Origin of the sequence: Actinopolymorpha singaporensis, assembly GCF_900104745.1 — a bacterium.
In the GTDB taxonomy this organism is placed as follows: domain Bacteria; phylum Actinomycetota; class Actinomycetes; order Propionibacteriales; family Actinopolymorphaceae; genus Actinopolymorpha; species Actinopolymorpha singaporensis.
On the sequence record NZ_LT629732.1, the window covers coordinates 218747 to 236569 of the forward strand.

11 protein-coding genes are annotated in these 17823 nt (G+C 72.2%); 4 read left to right on the forward strand and 7 right to left on the reverse strand.

Annotated elements, in window-relative coordinates:
* Positions 1-38: 38 nt before the first annotated feature.
* Together BLU27_RS01095 and BLU27_RS01100 are read right to left on the reverse strand one after the other, a co-directional pair.
* Entirely contained in the window at positions 39-2093 is a 2055-nt protein-coding gene (locus tag BLU27_RS01095; protein ID WP_092649724.1) for a beta-galactosidase, read from the reverse strand.
* A gap of 154 nt (positions 2094-2247) precedes the next feature.
* Complete coding sequence (locus BLU27_RS01100; RefSeq protein WP_092649726.1) at positions 2248-2964, reverse strand: nucleotidyltransferase domain-containing protein; 717 nt, start codon at positions 2962-2964, stop codon at positions 2248-2250.
* 153 nt (positions 2965-3117) lie between these two features.
* Between BLU27_RS01100 and BLU27_RS01105 the strand changes: the two genes are divergently transcribed.
* The 3 genes from BLU27_RS01105 (at position 3118) to BLU27_RS01115 (ending at position 6722) form a co-directional block, all read left to right on the forward strand.
* The gene (locus tag BLU27_RS01105) at positions 3118-4683 is read left to right on the forward strand and encodes an HNH endonuclease signature motif containing protein (RefSeq protein WP_092649728.1); all 1566 of its coding nucleotides are present in this window, start codon (positions 3118-3120) and stop codon (positions 4681-4683) included.
* A 148-nt stretch (positions 4684-4831) separates the two neighbouring features.
* On the forward strand, positions 4832-5821 hold the full coding sequence (locus BLU27_RS01110; protein WP_241827714.1) for a phosphotransferase enzyme family protein: 990 nt from the start codon (positions 4832-4834) through the stop codon (positions 5819-5821).
* A 121-nt stretch (positions 5822-5942) separates the two neighbouring features.
* Entirely contained in the window at positions 5943-6722 is a 780-nt protein-coding gene (locus BLU27_RS01115; RefSeq protein WP_092656978.1) for an SDR family oxidoreductase, read from the forward strand.
* 2 nt (positions 6723-6724) lie between these two features.
* Here BLU27_RS01115 and BLU27_RS01120 read toward each other — a convergent pair whose 3' ends face one another.
* The 4 genes from BLU27_RS01120 to BLU27_RS01135 form a co-directional block, all read right to left on the reverse strand.
* Positions 6725-9490, reverse strand: coding sequence for a helix-turn-helix transcriptional regulator (locus tag BLU27_RS01120; protein ID WP_241827715.1), 2766 nt, complete (start codon positions 9488-9490; stop codon positions 6725-6727).
* On the reverse strand, positions 9457-9729 hold the full coding sequence (locus BLU27_RS01125; protein ID WP_157728135.1) for a hypothetical protein: 273 nt from the start codon (positions 9727-9729) through the stop codon (positions 9457-9459). Before BLU27_RS01125 ends, BLU27_RS01120 begins: the two co-directional genes overlap by 34 nt.
* 230 nt (positions 9730-9959) lie before the next feature.
* A complete protein-coding gene (locus BLU27_RS01130) occupies positions 9960-12344 on the reverse strand; it encodes a glycoside hydrolase family 65 protein (RefSeq protein ID WP_092649734.1) in 2385 nt (794 codons plus the stop codon).
* Positions 12341-13075, reverse strand: a complete 735-nt coding sequence (locus tag BLU27_RS01135; RefSeq protein ID WP_092649735.1) for an HAD family hydrolase — start codon at positions 13073-13075, stop codon at positions 12341-12343. The genes BLU27_RS01130 and BLU27_RS01135 overlap by 4 nt, the downstream gene beginning before the upstream one ends.
* Before the next feature lie 140 nt (positions 13076-13215).
* Between BLU27_RS01135 and BLU27_RS01140 the strand changes: the two genes are divergently transcribed.
* On the forward strand, positions 13216-14265 hold the full coding sequence (locus tag BLU27_RS01140) for a zinc-dependent alcohol dehydrogenase family protein (RefSeq protein ID WP_092649737.1): 1050 nt from the start codon (positions 13216-13218) through the stop codon (positions 14263-14265).
* Between the two features lie 114 nt (positions 14266-14379).
* Here BLU27_RS01140 and BLU27_RS01145 read toward each other — a convergent pair whose 3' ends face one another.
* Positions 14380-17703 carry a tetratricopeptide repeat protein gene (locus BLU27_RS01145; protein ID WP_092649739.1) on the reverse strand — a complete coding sequence of 1108 codons (3324 nt, stop codon included), beginning with the start codon at positions 17701-17703 and terminating at the stop codon, positions 14380-14382.
* Between the last annotated feature and the right edge of the window lie 120 nt (positions 17704-17823).

Consider the following 17823-nt stretch of genomic DNA (forward strand, 5'->3'; position numbering starts at 1 on the left):
TCGGGCCGTCCTCGGGCGCGAGCGCCCGTGGCGGGCGGTCAGCTCGTCGGCTCGGCCAGGACCAGTACGCCGCGGTGGGGCACCGACGCCTCGCCCTCGTACGTCCGCCCGGTGAGCAGGTCGGTGTGCACGCCCGGCCGGAGCCGGACGCGACCCGGCTCCGCACCGTGGTTGAGCAGATAGAGCAGGCCCTCTCCCGACGGGCCGACCCGGCGGGTCACCTCCACCCCGGCGGGAGGCGGTGCGCCGCCGGCGAGCGGCGAGCCGATGCCGACCTCGGTGCACAGTGCGGTGAGGAGGCGGCGCTGGCCGTCACCGGTGAGCAGCGTGGGCAGGTAGTACGCCTGACCCTGGCCGTAGGAGTTGCGGGTGAGCGCCGGCTCGCCCGCGTAGAAGTCGCGGGTGTACTCCCCCACCGGCTTCGCGCCCTCCAGGAACAGGCGCTCGCACAGGATCCCGGCGGGTAGCTCGGTGCCGGCCGGCAACGTTCCCACATCGACACCGAGCCGGACCGCGTTCGTCCGGTCCGGCGGGAGTGCGTCGGTCTCCTCGACGGTCAGCCCGAGCACGTCGCGCAACGGGCCGGGCGCGCCGCCGGGGTGGACGAGGTCGTGCTGGTCGACCAGCCCGGTGAACGCCGTGGCCACCAACGTCGCTCCGGCCCGAACGCGCTCGGCGATCGCGGTGGCGACCGGCTCCTCGACCATGGTGAGCACCGGCGCCACGATCAGGTCGTACGCCGAGAGGTCGGCGTCCGGCGCGAGCACGTCGGCCTGCACGCCGAGCTGGTGCAGCGCGGTGTACGCCGAGCGGCACTGCTCGAGGTAGTCCAGGTCGACGCTCGGCCCGCTGGAGAACCGCAGGCTCCACCAGGTGGGCCAGTCGAACAGGACCGCCGCCTTCGCGGCGACCCGGCCGCCGATGGTGCGGGTGCCGAGGGCCGCCAGCTCGCGGCCGATCTCGGCCACCTCGCGGAACACCCGGGCGTCGGAGCGGCCGTGGTGCTCCACCACCGCGCCGTGCAGCTTCTCGATGCCACCGCGGGAACGCCGCCACTGGAAGTACATCACCGAGTCCGCGCCCTGGGCGACCGCCTGGTAGGACTGCAGCCGGAGCAGGCCCGGCGGCTTGATCCAGTTGTAGGGCTGCCAGTTCTGCTGGGAGGGGCTCTGCTCCATCAGCAGGAACGGCCGGCCCTCCCGCAGGCCGCGCATCAGCGCATGGTTGAACGCCACCGTCTCAGGCGGGTCGTTCGGGCGGGGGTAGTTGTCCCACGACACGATGTCGAGCTCGCGCGCCCAGCGGTGGTAGTCGAGCGGGAAGAACGCACCCATCAGGTTCGTGGTCACCGGGACGTGCGGGGTCACCTCGCGGATCACCGCCACCTCGGCGCGCAGGCAGTTCAGCAGCGCGTCGGAGGCGAACCGGTGCCAGTCGATGCGCAACGCCTGGATGGCGCGTTCGCCCTTGCTGACCGGGGGTTCGACCTGCGCCCAGTCGGTGAACGTGTGACCCCAGAACGCGGTGTTCCAGTTGCGGTTGAGCTGGTCGAGGCTCCCGTGCCGCTCGCGCAGCCATCGGCGGAACGCTTCGGCGCACAGGTCGCAGTAACACAACGTGCCGTACTCGTTGCCGATGTGCCACAGCTGCAGGGCCGGGTGGTCGGCGTACCGGGTGGCGATCTTCCGCACGAGGGCGGTGGACAACCGGCGGAAGTTCGGTGAGGACGGGCAGAACGTGTGCCGGTTGCCGTGCCGGCGGCGGACGCCGTCCTCGTCGACGACCAGCACGTCCGGGTAGCGGCGGGTCACCCAGGCCGGGACCGAGGCGGTCGCGGTGGCGAGGTTGGCCCGGACTCCCTGCGCGGCCAGCTTTTCCAGCACGCGGTCCAGCCACTCGAAGGTGAAGGTTTCCTCGTCCGGCTGCAGCGCGGCCCAGCCGAAGACCGGCACGCTCACCGTGGTGACGTGCGCCGCCCGCATCAGGCGGACGTCCTCGTCCCACACGTCCTCGGGCCACTGCTCGGGGTTGTAGTCGGCGCCGTAGAGGACCTGGCCGAAGTTCACGTCCGCGTCGCGGTCGTCCTGCGCCATCCCTGCCGTCCCTTCGCCGTGGTTTCGTGCCCGGTCATCCTCCCATCCCGGCCGCGAACGGCGGGAGGACCGCGACCGGCCGTTGATCGTCAAGTGCCCGTTGCGGCGCTTTCGGAGAGCGACGAAAGCTCAACGTACGCAGGCGAAAGCGGGCTCAGCGATCGACGATCCTGGGCTGGTGGCCGTCTTCGGACAGCGCTCGGCTCGCCCCACCCTCCGATTCGACCGCCGGCTCGGCCAACGCCTCCACCAGGCGCAGAAACCGTCGGACGGCAGGGCTCACGTCCTCGGGAAGATCCACGCCGAGTCCGGCCAGCCGCGAGACGAGCCCGTCCATCCGGTCGGCGAGCAGCCACAGCACCCTCACCTGCGAGCGAGGTCTCTCACCTGCCACGGACGCGGGGCGGCCGGTCGCGGTCGCGCACCGGTCAGCGGGTGGCGTGACCCCGGCGAACCGGGTCACCCCGTCCAGCGACCGAACGGCGTACGCCAGCAGGGTCTCGCAGCCGTCCGGGTCGTACTCCCCGGGGAAGAATGACGTCAGGAACGCACCGCCGGCCGGCGCGTTCTGGGGCGCCTCGGTCAGCAGCGTGGGAGTGCCCAGGCGGCTCACGAACCGGCCGCGCGGGGAGGTTCGCACTCGCTCGTACGTTGTGGGCCGGTCCGGACCTCCGGCGGTCGTGGCCAACGCCCCGTCGGCCACCACGACGGTGACGTCCAGGTCGCTCAGGCCGTCCGCCGCACCACGTCCGACGGAGCCGTGCAGCCAACCGGCGGACACTCCCGGATCGTCGGCCAGCAGCCGGCCCAGCCGGTCCGCCAGCCGGGCCCGCTCCTGCTCGCGCCGCGCCAGCCCCTTACTTACGTTCACGAACGCAAGCCTCCCACCTTCATCACGGGGAGGCTCGCAGGATGTCGGCACCCCCTTCGGGACCAGACCGGCACGGCGACTCGCCTGCACCAGAGAGAGATATCGTCCAGCAGAGAAGAGATCCTTGTCGGTGGTCGCCGATAGCATTCGTGCATGAGTTCGACCACCCAGCAACCATTCGGCGGAAGCGGAGGCACACCGCTGCATCCGTTGCTGGCTGCCTTGGGCATGGTCACCGCCGGCAACGACGTCGTGTTGTCCACGTCGGTGGTGTCGTTGACGGCCGAGCAGGCCGGGCAGGCGCTGGAGGTACTGGGCCGGGAGATCGCCCGACTGCAGGCGGCCCAGCTGAAGGTCGTCCGCCAGGCCGAGGCCTGTGACGTCGGCAAGATCACCGGGGCGCCGAACGCGGCGGTGTATTTGCGGACGGCCCTGCGGATGAGCAGGCACGAGTCCTCGGCTGTGGTGGGGTTGGCCCGCGACCTGGACATAGCGGTCCCGTCGACCGGGGAGGCGTTGGCGGCTGGTGCGGTGTCGGTGCGGCAGGCGCAGGTCATCGCCGACGCGGTCAAGAAGCTCCCCGACTACGTGGGCGCCGACGAACGGGTCGAGGCGGAGGGGTTCCTGATCGGCAAGGCCCGCTTCCACAATCCGGAGGAGCTGCGGGTGCTGGGTACGAAGCTTCTGGAACGGATCGCGCCGGAGGAGTACTACCGGCAACTGGGCGAAGAACTGGCCAGGAAGGACCGCACAGCCGAACAGAAACGCTCCCTGCGCTACTCCCCGAACGGGGTCCCGCAGTCGGAGTCGGTACACATCAGCCTCCCGGCGTGGGAGATGGAACTGCTCCGCAAACTCATCGAACCCCTCGCCGAACCCGTCAAAGGAGCAGACCCAGACAGGCGGCCCATCGACCAACGCCGCGGCGACGCATTCGCCGAACTCATCGGCATGCTGGCCGCTGCTGCGAAAGCGCCCGTCCGTGGCGGCAGACCACCACAGGTCGCGGTCACCATCCCACTCGACACCCTCCTGAAGGGCACGGGTGCCGGGACGGTCGACGACACCGCCACCGTGATCCGCCCCAGGCCGTGCACCTGCCCCTGCACCGACCCCAAGCACGCCAAACAGAGCACCAAGAAGCCCGCCAACACCGAAGAGCCGACATCGAAGGAGACCGAAGGTCAGGCGGAAGACCAAGTAGGTAAGGAGAAACGGCGATCAACCGAACCCGAGAAGGGTCCGGCGGAGCCGGGCGCTGCCATCGACCCGCACGACGGGTGCCCGACGTGTGGAGGTGGCGGGTCAGCCCGCTACCTCGGCACCGACGGCAAACCGATCTCGGTCGCCACCGTGCGCCGGCTGGCGTGCGAGGCCGACCTCATCCCCGTCGTCCTCGGCGGCGACGGGCAAGTCCTCGACCTCGGCCGCTCCGACCGGTTCTTCAAAGAACACCAACGCCGCGCACTCGCCATCCGCGACGGACACCACTGCAACTTCCCCGGCTGCCAAATCCCCGAACCACGCTGCATCACCCACCACATCAACCCCTGGAACCACGGCGGCCCGACAGACCTCGCCAACGGCGTACTCCTCTGCCGCCACCACCACACCACCATCCACCACAAAGGCTGGCAAGTCCGCATGGGCACCCACGGCCACCCCGAATACACACCCCCGGAATGGTCCGATCCGAAGCGACGCGTCCTTCGCTCCTGACGGCGAGGCGATCGGCCCTTCGGCGGGTCGCGTGGGTCCCGGTCATCTACGTACACGAGCCCTCCTTACGGCGAAGACTCCCCCATGGCCGGGTTCGGTCAGGTGGGAAGTCGTGCACGCGGGCTCACCGGCTTCGTAGCCTCCGGGGATGGCCGAACCAGCTGAAATCGATGACATCAACGTCGCACACTCCGCGCTCCGGGCGTGGGACTCCGTCGTCGGGAACGCACATCCGGAACCCATGCCGCTCGTCCACAACCAGGTCTGGCAGGTCTTCGCCGAGGACGGCCGGCGCTATGTGCTCAAACGCCTTCCCGAGTTCGCGCCGGGTGCCGGGCCGGTCGACACCTTCCGCGTACTGAGTCATCTGCAGGCCGCCGGGGTGCCTGTCGTCCTTCCCGTCGTCACCGACCAGGCCACCATCCACACCGTCCAGGCCGACCGGACGTACTCGCTTTCTTCCTTCGTACCAAGCGATTCCGGCAACCACGAGCTCGGGCCGAGCGCGGGGGAAACGTCCTACGCGGTCGGTGCCGCGATCGCGAAGCTCGACCGTGCACTGGCCGAGTGCCCATGGCAACCGAAGTCCTACGTCGACGACCCGGTGCCCCAGGCTCTGGGTGAGGCTCTTCCGTCGCTGCCCCCGGAGCTGACCGGACCCGTCGCACCACTGGCCAGGCACCTCGGTGCCACCGCGTCCGGGCTCCCTGTCCAGCGCACCCACGGCGACTGCAACACCGGCAACGTGCTGGTCCGCGACCGACAGGTGAGCGGGTTCATCGACATCGACCATCTCCCGCTGGGACCAAGGGTCCGGGATCTCAGTTACTACCTCGCCAGCCGGCTGCACACCCACGTCAACCACCGGCAGGATGCCGAACGCCACACGGCCGCGATGCTCGCGGTGCTGGGCGAGTACGTCGCCGGCTACCACGAGACGTACCCACTCTCCGACCGTGAGCTCGCCGCCGTCGTACCGCTCATGCTGCTGGTCGAGATCGGAAGCGCCTCGTGGGCACTGCACGGGTGGAACCCGGACCTGGCGACCTACCGACGAAGCGCCACCACCATCACCTGGATCACTGATCACCTCGACGAGCTCACCGACGCCGCCGCACTGCCGTCAACCGGTGCCTGACAAGCGTTCGGGCAGTAGGGCAGCCGAGTCGCGAGGGCAGGTGACACAGAAGGTGGCCGGCCTCGAACGCGACGTCCGAATGCCGCCGGACTCCGGGCCGGCGCGCGGCCAGGATCGACGCATGTCCTTCCGCAGCAGTTCCTCGATCCACACAGGCCAGATCGCCCCGCTGACCGGAAAGGTGGCACTCGTCACCGGCGGCAGCCGCGGCATCGGCGCGGCCGTCGCGACCCGGCTCGCCGCGGACGGCGCCGACGTCGTCCTCACCTACCAGCACCGTGCCGACCGGGCCGCGGACGTCGTGGCCGCCATCAAGTCGGCGGGCCGCCGGGCACTGGCCGTCCAGGCCGACAGTGCCGACGCGGATGCGGTCCGCACGTCGGTGGAGGCGGCGGTCGCGGAGTTCGGCCGGCTCGACATCCTGGTGAACAACGCAGGTCTCGGCGTACTCGCTCCGCTGGAGAAACTCACCCTCGACGACATCGACCGGAGCTTGGCCGTCAACGTCCGCGGGCCGCTGGTCGCAGCGCAGGCAGCAGTGCCGCACATGGTCGAGGGTGGGCGCATCATCACCATCGGCAGCTGTGTCGCCGAGCGGGTGGCCTTTCCCGGCTTCGCCGCGTACGCCACGAGCAAGTCGGCACTGCTCGGGCTGACCAGGGCGCTGGCCCGCGAACTCGGTGGGCGTGGCATCACCGCGACGCTCGTCCACCCGGGTCCGACCGACACCGACATGAACCCCGCCGACGGTCCGGGAGCCGAGGCGCAGAGCGCGCTCACCTCGCTGGGGACGTACGGCGAGGCCGTGGACGTGGCGGCGACCGTCGCTCACCTGGCCGGTGAGGGAGGCCGCTACGTGACGGGTACGGCCGTCGCGGTGGACGGCGGGTTCGCCGGCTGAGCTCAGCGGAGGGCGCCGGCGACCTCGGTGCGCGACGTCAACTCCAGCTTGCGCAGGATGTTGGACACGTGGATGGCGGCGGTCTTCGGCGAGATGTACAGCCGGCGGGCGACCTCGGCGTTCGTCAGCCCGTCGGCGACGAGGAGGGCGACCTCTCGTTCCCGCCGGGTAAGGGTGCCCACACCGGTGACGGCCTCCGGGGCCGCGTCGGCGGCTGCCGCCAGACCGAGCTGTTCGCGCAGCCGTTCCAGCTGAACCACTCGCCAGCCACTCCACCTGCGCAGCAGGTCGGTGGCCGTCGCGACGTGGCGCAGCACGGCGTCCCGGTCACCCTCCGAACCGCCGGTACCTGTCGCCAGCAGGCATCGTGCGGCGCCGACGTGGGCGGTGGCCCGGACGTACCCCGGAAGGACGGGCGAGTCGGTCACCGCGCGGTAGCCGGCCGACGCGGCCGGGAGGTCTCCGCGCGCCTCGGCGACCTGGGCGTCGACCAGCGTCCGACTGTCGTCCCACAGGTCGGCGTCGAGCAGGTCGTCGACCAGTTTCTCCAGCCGGGCAAGGGGAAGTCCCACCTGCACCGCGGCGGAGACCAGGTCGTGAGCCTGTGATCCACTGCGCCACGCCTGCTCGGCCAGCGCGGCGTGCACGTCGTCCACGATCTGCTCGGCTGCGGCCAGGTCGCCGCGCCGGCAGGTCAGGTGGAACGTCAGCGCGGGCACCGTCAGCGCACGGACACCAGCAGCGGTGCGGAGTTCGGCGATCAGCGCCTCGACCCGGTCCAGCTCGCCCGCCTCGAGGTACAGCCCGGCGAGGAAGACCGCGTGGTACTCCGCCCGCCGTCCGCGCAGCTCGTACCCGCGTTCGCGCTCACGGCCGTGCTCGAGCGCCGCGATCGCCGCACCGAGCTCGCCGGACCGCAGTGCCAACCGCGCCTTGCCCTGGTAGTACGCCGCGACCGCGAGCTTCTCGAATCCGGCCCGCTCGGCCGCGGCCCGCATGCGTTCCAGCATCTCGGTGTGCTGGACCGGCCCGGGTGGAGGCGCCTCCTGGACGAGGTTGTTCAGCGTCCGGGCGGCGAGCACCCACTCGCCGAGCTCCTCGGCCTGGTCGGCCAGGCCGGACAGCAGTAGCCAGCCTTCGTGGCTGGTGCTCGACCGCTCGGTCAGCGCCATGCCCTTCTCCACCAGGGCGGCCAGCCGGACGCGCGGCAGGTCGAACTCCTCAGCCAGCGCGGCCGCGCGGTCGGCCCACTTCACGGCGTCGTCGAAGCGGTCCCGCAGCGTGCACGACTGCGCCACCGCGATCATCGCCCGGGCCTGGTCCGCGCCCGGTTGCAGCCGGCCGATCAGGTGCTTCACCCCGTCGGTGAGCTCCTCCATCTCGGTGGGCTGGTCGATCTCCCAGGCCAGCCGGATCAGCAGATAGTGGGCGTCGGCGCTCTCCCGCGCGGTGGTGGCGTTGTCGCGCCAGCGGCGGGCGTACTTCAGTGCGTCCTCGACCAGCCCGGCCAGCCAGGCGGCCTGCGCGGCGGCGGCCAGCAGGGGCACGTCGTCGCAGGCCTCGTCCAGCCCCATCTCGGCCAGCCGCAGCGCCTGGTACGCCGAACCGATGGCGAGGTACGACGCGGCGCCTCGCCGGGCGGCGTCCAGCATCTCGTCGTACCGCCCGGCCGCCCGGGCGTGGGCGGCGACCATCGCCGGGTCGGAGCCACCGGCCGCGAGCAGCGCCTCCAGCGCGGCCTCGTGCAGGCGCCGCTGCTGCCGGCCGAGCAGCCGTCCGGCGATCGCCTCGCGCACCAGCGAGTGCCGGAACCGGAACTCGTCCTCGCCGGCCTCGACCAGGACGCCGCACACGACCAGCTCCCGCAGCGCGGCGATCAGATCGTTCTCGCTGGTTCCGGTGACGGCGGCGAGCAGGTCGAACGGCACTCGCAGGCCGAGCACGGCCGCGGCCTCGGCGATCGCGACGACGGACGGCTCGAGGTCGTCCACCTGCTGGCGGAGCACCTCGGCGAGGCTCCACGGCAGCGGCTGGTCGGCGAGGGTGTCCAGGCAGGCGTCCTCGTGGCCGCGCAGGAGCTCCTCGATGAAGAACGGGTTGCCGCCGGTGCGCTGGTGCAGGGCGGCGATCACCCGGAACGGCGCGGGCATCCCGATGATCGCGGCGACCAGGGCCGCGGTCTCGGACTCGCTGAGGCGTTCCAGGGAGACGTGGTGGACGGGCCGGCGGCGTTCCAGCCGGGCCAGCAGGCCGGCCACGGGGTGCCGGCTGGTGACCTCCTCGGGCCGGTAGGTGCCGACGAGCAGCCGGGGGCCGTCCTGGTCGGCGAGGCGTTCGAACAACGCCGCGCTCTCGGAATCGGCCCAGTGCAGGTCCTCGAACACCAGCACGGCCGGCCGGCCGCCCACCAGGTCGGCGACCAGGGCGAGGCCGGCATGCAGGCGTTCGACCGGGCTGCGGGTCGGATCGGCGACGACCGCCCGCAGCTTCTCGTCCGCCGGGCGTCCGGACGGCCGGCCGTCCAACGCGTCGAGGAGCACTTCGTACGGGCGGGACAGGGAGCCGGGGACGGCGTTGCCGACGAGGACCTCGACGTCGGGGCCCAGCGTCGCCAGGAACTCCTGGATCAGGCGGGTCTTGCCCAGCCCGGGCTCCCCGGCGACGAGGGCTACCTGGGCGTGGTGGGAGGTCGCGAGCTGCGACAGGGTGCGCAGCTCACGATCCCGTCCCACCATCACCTGGCTGGCTCCGCCCCGAACTTTGCGCACCCCGCCAAGTTACCCGCAGGCTGCGGCTTGCGTGGGGGGCCGGTGCGTATGCCGGGATGGCCGCCGGCACCGTCGGCTTCGTCCGGGCCGGACCCCGAGGCGCCGGCCGCGGAACGCCGGCGGGCGAGCGCCCGGCGGTAGCTGCGGGCGAGGGAACGCCGGTGGTGCCGCTCGGCCTGGCCCAGCAGGTCCTGCTGGTGCTGCCTGGCCAGCTCGAGGACGACGTAGGGGTTGTGCATGATGGTGTCCTTCCGAACCTTCCGGACCGTCCGGGCCGTTCCGGACCGGTGTGACACCATCCTCGTTCGGTAAGGGCCGCCGGCCATCGGCACCGATTACCTATCTTCGGGCGGCAGGGGTTACCTAGAGACCGGCCGGACCCACCTAGGTGGGCCACCCGGCCGGCCCGCGGACCTAGGTATCCCCGCCCGGGTCCCTACGCCGACCCCGGCGGCGACGCCTGGAGCACCTACGACCAGGTCTGGCGGCGGCGCACCGGTTCCCGGCCCGGTGGCTGGCGGGGCCGCCGGTGCGAGGGCGGCGGCGGGATCGGCAGGGTGCGGCGTTCACCCGCCCGCAGTACGAACGGCTCGCCGTGGTGGGAGGTCGCCAGCTCCTGACCCCGCAGCAGCTCGTACGTCACCTCCTCCGAGGTGATCCGTACGCCGATCTGGCCGCCGCGCACACACAGCCGGAACGCGATGCCGGTGAGCTCCTCCGGCAGCCGGGGCGCGAAGGTCAGCTGCCCGTCGTGGTCCCGCACCCCGCCGAAGCCCGCGACCGTCGCGATCCACGCGCCCGCCAGCGACGCGATGTGCAGGCCGTTGTGCACGTTGCCGTGCAGGTCGTGCAGGTCGGCCAGGGCCGCCTCGGCGAGGTAGTCGTAGGCGAGTTCCAGGTGGCCGCACTCGGCGGCGAGCACCGACTGGGTGCAGGCCGACAGCGAGGAGTCCCGGACGGTCAGCCGCTCGTAGTAGGCGAAGTTGCGGGCCTTCTCCTCGGGAGTGAACGCGTCACCGCGCAGGTGCAGCGCGAGCACCAGGTCGGCCTGCTTGACCACCTGCTTGCGGTAGAGATCGAAGTACGGGTAGTGCAGCAGCATCGGGTAGTGGTCGTGCGGAGTGTCGGCGAAGTCCCAGACGGCGTGGTCGGTGAACTCCTCCGACTGGGGGTGCACGTCGAGGGACTCGTCGTAGGGAACCACCATCCGGTGCGCGGCGTCGCGCCAGCGCGCGGTCTCCTCCTCGTCGACGTCGAGCGCCCGGGCGACGTCGGGATGACGCTCGCAGTGCTGGGCGGCCATCCGGAGGTTGCGCTGCGCCATGAGGTTGGTGAAGACGTTGTTGTCCGCGACCGCGCTGTACTCGTCCGGGCCGGTCACCCCGTCGATCCGGAAGCCGGCGTGCACGTCGTGGTGGCCGAGCGACATCCACAGCCGGGCCGTCTCCACCAGCAACTCGATGCCGTACGCGCGTTCGAACTCCTCGTCCCCGGTGACCGCGAGATAGCGCGCGACCGCGTCGGCGATGTCGGCGTTGACGTGGAACGCCGCGGTGCCGGCCGGCCAGTATCCCGAGCACTCCTGGCCGTCTATGGTCCGCCAGGGGAACGCGGCACCCGCCTGGCCGAGCTGGCGGGCCCGGGCGCACGCCTTGTCCAGCGTGGAGTGCCGCCAGACCAGCGCGTCGCGCGCGGCGTCCGGCTGGGTGTAGGTGAGGACGGGCAGCACGTACGTCTCGGTGTCCCAGAACGCGTGCCCGTCGTAACCCGGCCCGGTGAGCCCCTTGGCCGGGATCGCCCGGGTCTCACCGCGGGCCCCGGCCTGCAGCACGTGGAACAACGCGAACCGCACCGCCTGCTGGAGCTCGGCGTCCCCGTCGAGCTCGACGTCGGCGTGGGACCAGAAGTCGTCGAGGTAGGCACGCTGCTCGTCAAGCAGTCCTTGCCAGCCGGTACGCCGCGCACCCGCCAGGGCGGCGTCCACCTGGGCGCGCAGGGCGGGAGTGGACCGCTGGCTGGACCAGCCGTAGGCGACGTACTTGGTCATCCGCAGCACGGTGCCGGGCAAGATCTGGGTGGCGACCGTCAGCCGGGCGAGGTCCGCCTCGGCCTGGATCTCCCGGCGCAGGTCGCACTCGGTGTCGAACTCGTGCTCCATGGCCGCGGCCATCCGCAGCTCCGAGCGCCGGGTGTGGTGGGCGAGGACCGCGTGGTCGCCGTCGGCCGAGATGAAGTCGGACACCAGCGGCCGGTCCAGGGCGGCGGCCACCCGCGGGTCGCCGGAGGGCACCTCGACGGGTTCGTTGGCCAGCAGGTCCGACTGGAGTACGACGTTCAGCGGGCCGTCCAGCGCCTCCACCTCGTAGTGGATCGCGGCCACCGCGCGCTGGGTGAACGACACCAGCCGCTCGGAGCGGATGCGTACCCGCCGGCCGGTCGGCGAGACCCACTCGGTGACCCGGCGCAGCGTGCCGGACCGGAAGTCCAGCGTGCGTTCGTGAAAGGGCGCCGCGCCGTAGCGCATGTCCAGCGGCTCGTCCTCGACCAGCAGCCGGATGATCTTGCCGTCGGTGACGTTGACGACGGTCTGGCCGTCCTCGGGATAGCCGTAGCCGGCTTCGGCGTACGGCAGCGGCCGGCGCTCGTAGAAGCCGTTGAGGTAGGTGCCGGACAGCCCGTGCGGCTCGCCCTCCTCGAAGGAGCCGCGGATGCCGATGTGCCCGTTGGACAACGCGAACGTCGACTCGGTCCGCTTGAGTGCCTCGAGGTCCAGGCCGCTCCAGCGCAGCTGCCACGGCGACACCTCGTAGCTGGGCCGCGCCCGCTCGCCGTCGCGGCTGTCGGCGGCGCTCATGCGTCCTCCTCCAGTAGGTCGGCGAGGTCCTTCACCACGACGTCGGCGCCGTGGGCGCGAAGCTCGTCGGTCTGGTCGGCGCGGTCGACCCCGACGACGTGGCCGAAGCCGCCGGCCCGCCCGGCCTGGACGCCGGCCAGGGCATCCTCGAAGACCGCCGCCTGGCCGGGCCTGGCCCCGAGCGCCTGCGCACCGGCCAGGAACGAGTCCGGCGCCGGCTTGCCGTTCAGGCCGCGCTCGGCGATCACGTTTCCGTCCACCAGCGCCTGGTAGTAGTCGGTGAGCCCGGCGGCCTCCAGCACCGTCTCGCCGTTGCGGGAGGAGGTCACCACGGCGACTGCGAGCCCGGCGTCGCGGACGGCCCGGAGATATCGGACCGAGCCGGGAAAGGGCTGCACGCCGCGTTCGGCGATCACCTGGCCCAGGAACTCGTTCTTGCGGTTGCCGACGCCGTTGACGGTGAGCTCGGTCGGCGCGTCGTCCGGGGTGCCCTCGGGCAGGGTGATGTCACGCGAGCGGAGGAACTCGCGAACGCCGTCCGCACGAGGACGGCCATCGACGTACTCCGCGTAGTCGTGCTCGGTGAACGGTGTGAACCCCTCGCCGTCGCGTGCCCGCAGGAACTCGTCGAACGCCTTCTTCCACGCCTCCATGTGCAGCTCGGCCGTCGTGGTGAGCACGCCGTCCAGGTCGAACAGGCACGCGGTGATCGTGTCCGGTAGTCCCAACATTCCCCCGACGCTACAGGCGAACCGGGGCATCCGGGTGTCAACCGGGCGCTGCCCACGCCCACCGAGGCGACTGCGGCGCAGCTGTGCGACCCTCGCAGACGCGGGGACCACCTGACACGAGGCCCAGTTGGAGGAAGCGCATGCGAGCTGCCGTCATTCACGGTAAGGGCGACGTCCGGATGGAGGACCGCCCCGACCCGGCCGTCCGCAGCGCGTCCGACGCGATCGTCAGGGTGACGGCGAGTTGCGTGTGCGGCTCGGACCTGTGGCCCTACCGGGGCGTCGTGCCCACCGTCGAGCCGCACCCGATCGGCCACGAGTTCGTCGGCGTTGTGGAGGAGGCCGGCGCCGAGGTCACCTCCGTGCGGCCGGGCGACTTCGTCATCGCGCCGTTCGTCGCCAGTGACGGCACCTGCCCGGCGTGCCGCGACGGGATCACCACGTCCTGTGACCGGCTCGGCTCGTGGGGCGGCGAGGACGCCGACGGCCTGCCGGTGGACGGCGGGCAGGGCGAGTACGTCCGCGTGCCCGAGGCCGACGGCACCCTGGTGGCTCTCCCCGAGGCGCCCGACGAGGCGCTGCTGCCCGGCCTGCTCACGCTGTCCGACGTGATGAGCACCGGTCACCACGCGGCGCTGGCCGCCCGGGTCGCGCCCGGCCGAACGGTCGTCGTGGTCGGCGACGGCGCGGTCGGCCTGTGCGGGGTGATCGCGGCCCGCCGGCTCGGCGCGGAGCGCGTGATCGCGATGTCCCGGCACCGGTCCCGGCAGGACCTGGCGAAGGCGTTCGGGGCCACCGACATCGTGGCCGAACGCGGCGAGGAGGGGGCCGCGAAGGTACGCGAACTGCTCGGCGGGGTGCTCGCCGACTCGGTGCTGGAGGCCGTCGGCACCAAGGGCTCGATGGAGCAGGCGTTCGCGGTGACCCGGCCCGGCGGCCAGATCGGCTACGTCGGGGTGCCCGCCGGTGGCGCGGAGCTGCCCATCCGGGCGATGTTCTCCGGCAACCTCAACGTCGCGGGCGGCGTGGCGCCGGCTCGTACGTACATCCCCGACCTCCTCCCCGACGTGCTGTCCGGCGCGATCGAGCCCGGGCGGGTGTTCGACCTCACGCTGGATCTGGAGAAGACGCCCGAGGCGTACGCCGCGATGGACGAACGCCGAGCTGTCAAGGTGATGTTGCGCCCCTGAGACCTCCTACCCGGTAGGGGAACCTCGCCCGCGGGCCCGGATGGGTGCCTGGTGTTGCCCGCGGGCGAGGCGAACCGGTCGGTCGGCTGTCAAGGCGAGTTTGCCCGGGCCTTCCTAGCGGCGCCCGTTCGGCCCTTCGTCCTCGCCGAGCCCCTCCTCCATGGCCTCGATGGTTCCCAGGTTGTTGTCGGTGCCCTCGACGTCGATGTCCGGCCCGGGTTCGCCTGCCCGGGCGCCGAGCGCCGCGGTCTCGCGCACCCGGTCGGCGCCGATCCGGGCCGCCGGGCGGGCGTTCACCGCACCACCCTGCCCGGCCAGTAACACCCGCAGGTGGCCGGCCGACACCGGTGCGATGTCGACGAACCCCGAGTCGATCGCCAGGTGGAACGCCGACCGCGCACCGGCCACATCGCCCTGGTCTCGCAGCAGCGTGCCCAGGTTGACCGCGGCCACCGACACCACGTCGGCGTGCCCGGAGTCCACCGCCAGCTCGTACGCCGACCGCGCGCCGGCCACGTCACCCTGCGCGTCCAGCAGCAGGCCGAGGTTCAGTGCCGCCATCGGCGCGACGTCGGCGTGCCCGGAGTCCACCGCCACCTGGTAGGCGGCCCGGGCGTCGTCGACCTCGGCCTCCTCGGTCAGCAGCACACCGAGGTTGTTCGCCGCCATCGGCGCCACGTCGGCGTGCCCGGACCGCACGGCCAGCTCGTACGCCGCGCGGGCGCCGCCCACGTCGGCCTCCTCGGTCAGCAGCACACCGAGGTTGTTCGCCGCCATCGGCGCGACGTCGGGGTGGCCGGAGTCGACCGCCCGCTGGAACGCCGTCTCCGCACCCACCAGGTCGCCCTGGTCCTTCAGCAGCGAACCCCGGTAGAGCGCCGCCATCGGCACCACGTCCACGTCACCGGAGTCGACGGCCCGCTGGTACGCAGCCTCCGCGCCCTCGGGGTCGCCCTGGTCCTTCAGCAACATGCCGAGGTTCAGCGCGGCGACCGGCATCACGCCCGGGTGGCCGGAGTCGACCGCCCGCTGGTACGCCGTCCGCGCACCCGCCATGTCGCCCTGCTCACGCAGCAGCGAACCCAGGTTCAACGCGGCCACCGGCACCACCTCGGCGTGGCCGGAGTCGACCGCCCGCTGGTACGCCGTCCGCGCACCCGCCATGTCGCCCTGCTCACGCAGCAGCGAACCCAGGTTCAACGCGGCCACCGGCACCACCTGGGGGTGGCCGGATCCCATCGCCCGTTCGTACGCCGTCTCCGCACCGGCGACGTCGCCCTGGTCCTTCAGCAACATGCCGAGGTTCAGCGCCGCCGACGGCACCACGTCGGTGTGCCCTGAGTCGACCGCCCGCTGGTACGCCGTCCGCGCACCCGCCACGTCGCCCTGGCCCCGCAGCAGCGAACCCAGGTCGTTCGCCGCCCGGGGCACCACGTCGGTGTGCCCGGAGTCGATCGCCTTCTGGTACGCACCGCGGGCACCGCTCACGTCGCCCTGCTGGCGCAGCAGCGCACCCAGGTTGTTCGCCGCCCGCGGCATCACGTCCGGGTGACCGGAGTCGATCGCCTTCTGGAACGCCGCCCGCGCGCCGGCCACGTCACCGCGCTCGCGCAGCAGCAGGCCGAGGTTGTTCGCCGCCCGCGGCGCCTCCTCGGCATGGTCGAGGTCGAGCACCTTGCGGAACGCGAGTTCGGCGGCGGACTGGTTGCCGCGCAGGCTCGCGCCGATGCCGATGTTGAACGCGTCATCGGGCGGAACAGCGGCGATGAGCTCCTGCCACATCGCGTCGAAGACCGGCCTGGCCTCCTGGCCGTGGCGGCCCTCCTCGACCGCGACCACGTAGTCCAGGATCTCCAGGGCACCGTCGGCGCTCTCCGGCGCCGGCTTTCCTCGCGCACCGATCCCCGCGCCGGCCGCCCCGCCGAACGACGTACCGGCCCCCGCACCGATGCCCGCACCGATCCCCGTGCCGATCCCCGGGATGGCACCGGGCGCCGCCCCGGCACCGCCACCGACGTAACTCAGCAGCGAGACCTCGGAGGCGACAGGTTCGGTGGCCCATGCCATGCCCTCCTCGAACAACGCGGTGGTCGGGTCGAGGTCGATGCGCACCCGGCGCAGGTACAGCGGGTAGAGACCGCGGAGTTCGGACTCGGTGAGCGGCCGGTTCAGCCCGGCCCGCCGCGCGTCCACCGCCGCCTGCACGATCGTGTAGCCGGCGGGTTCCCCGTCCCGGCCGGCGCGGAACTTCGCCACCAGCTGGTCCCCGCCGATCAGCGCCTCGCCGATGCTGGCGTTGATCTGCAGCTGCGGGTACAGCTGCTCGGCCTCCGCGCGCTCGCGTACGGTCAGCTCGAAGTCCAGCGGCACCTTCGTCGCCCGGCGCAACGCCGCCTTGGCGGTGGCCGCCACGTCGCCGGTGCTGTCCAGCACCTGGTCCCAGCGTTCGTCGGTCATGCTCGCCACGATCATCGCGTGCCGGGCAGCACGGTCCAGTGTGTCCGCGGACAGGTGGACCAGGTCGGCCGCGGTGACGTCGTCCAGCCACACCACCCACGGCTGACGGCCGCGGGGTAGCGCCTCCTCCTCGCGCAGGGCCTCGGCGAGTTCCTCGCCGCTGCCGGGTACGAACACGGCCGGGTCCCGGCCGCCGAGCACCGACCGCACGGCCTCGACCACCGTGCGCGACTTGCCGGCCTTCGAAGGACCGACCACGACCACGAACGGGAACGGCGGACCGTCGGAGTTCAGCAGTGCGGCCAGCCGGCCGTCCGCGGCCGGACGGCGTACGTACGGCGCCTGGCCGCGGTGGGCGTAGTGCGTCGGCGTCGGTCCCAGCACCGCCTCGGACAGCTCCGACAGCCGGGGGAACGTCCGCTCGGGAACCTGCGGCGCCTTACGTCCGCGCTCCCGCCGCTGGCCGGGCACTCGGGTGGCCGGCTGGGTCTGGGTGCGGGCACCGGAGCGGGCTCCGGGCGGCTCGCCCTGCCAGCCGCCGGAACGCTCGGCCGGTGCGCTGGGCTCGCCGCGCTCGCTCCACGGCCCCTCGCCCTCGTTCCAGCCGCCTTCGCCTTCACCGCCCTCCCGGCCCTCCTCCTGCCAGGGCCCCTCGGCGTCCTCCCGCCACGGAGCGTCGTCCTCCTGCCAGGGTCCGGTCCGTTCACCGGAGTCCGCCGGCCCGTCCGCGGCCTGCGCCCGGGCGGCGCGCACGCTCTCCGGCTCGGTCAGCCGCCCCACCCCGGCTATCACGAACGCGGCGACGGCGAGCAGGGCGAGCCCGCCCACCACCGGACGCTGCGTACCGGCCGTGATCGTCTCGATCAGGGCCGCCAGCACCAGGAAGACCAAACCGATCATTCCCAGCGAGCGGACCCACGTCCGCCCCTGCGACTCCTCCGGCTTGCCCGAGTCGCCGTGCTGTCCCTTCTGCGCCGCCACAACCTCACCCCCCGACGCTCGGAGCCTTCGGCCCCGCGGTCGGCGTACCGCCTCTGACCTGCGGAAACGGTTCCGCCCAGAGAAGTCCCTGAGACATTCCTCATCCCAGTGTCCACACAG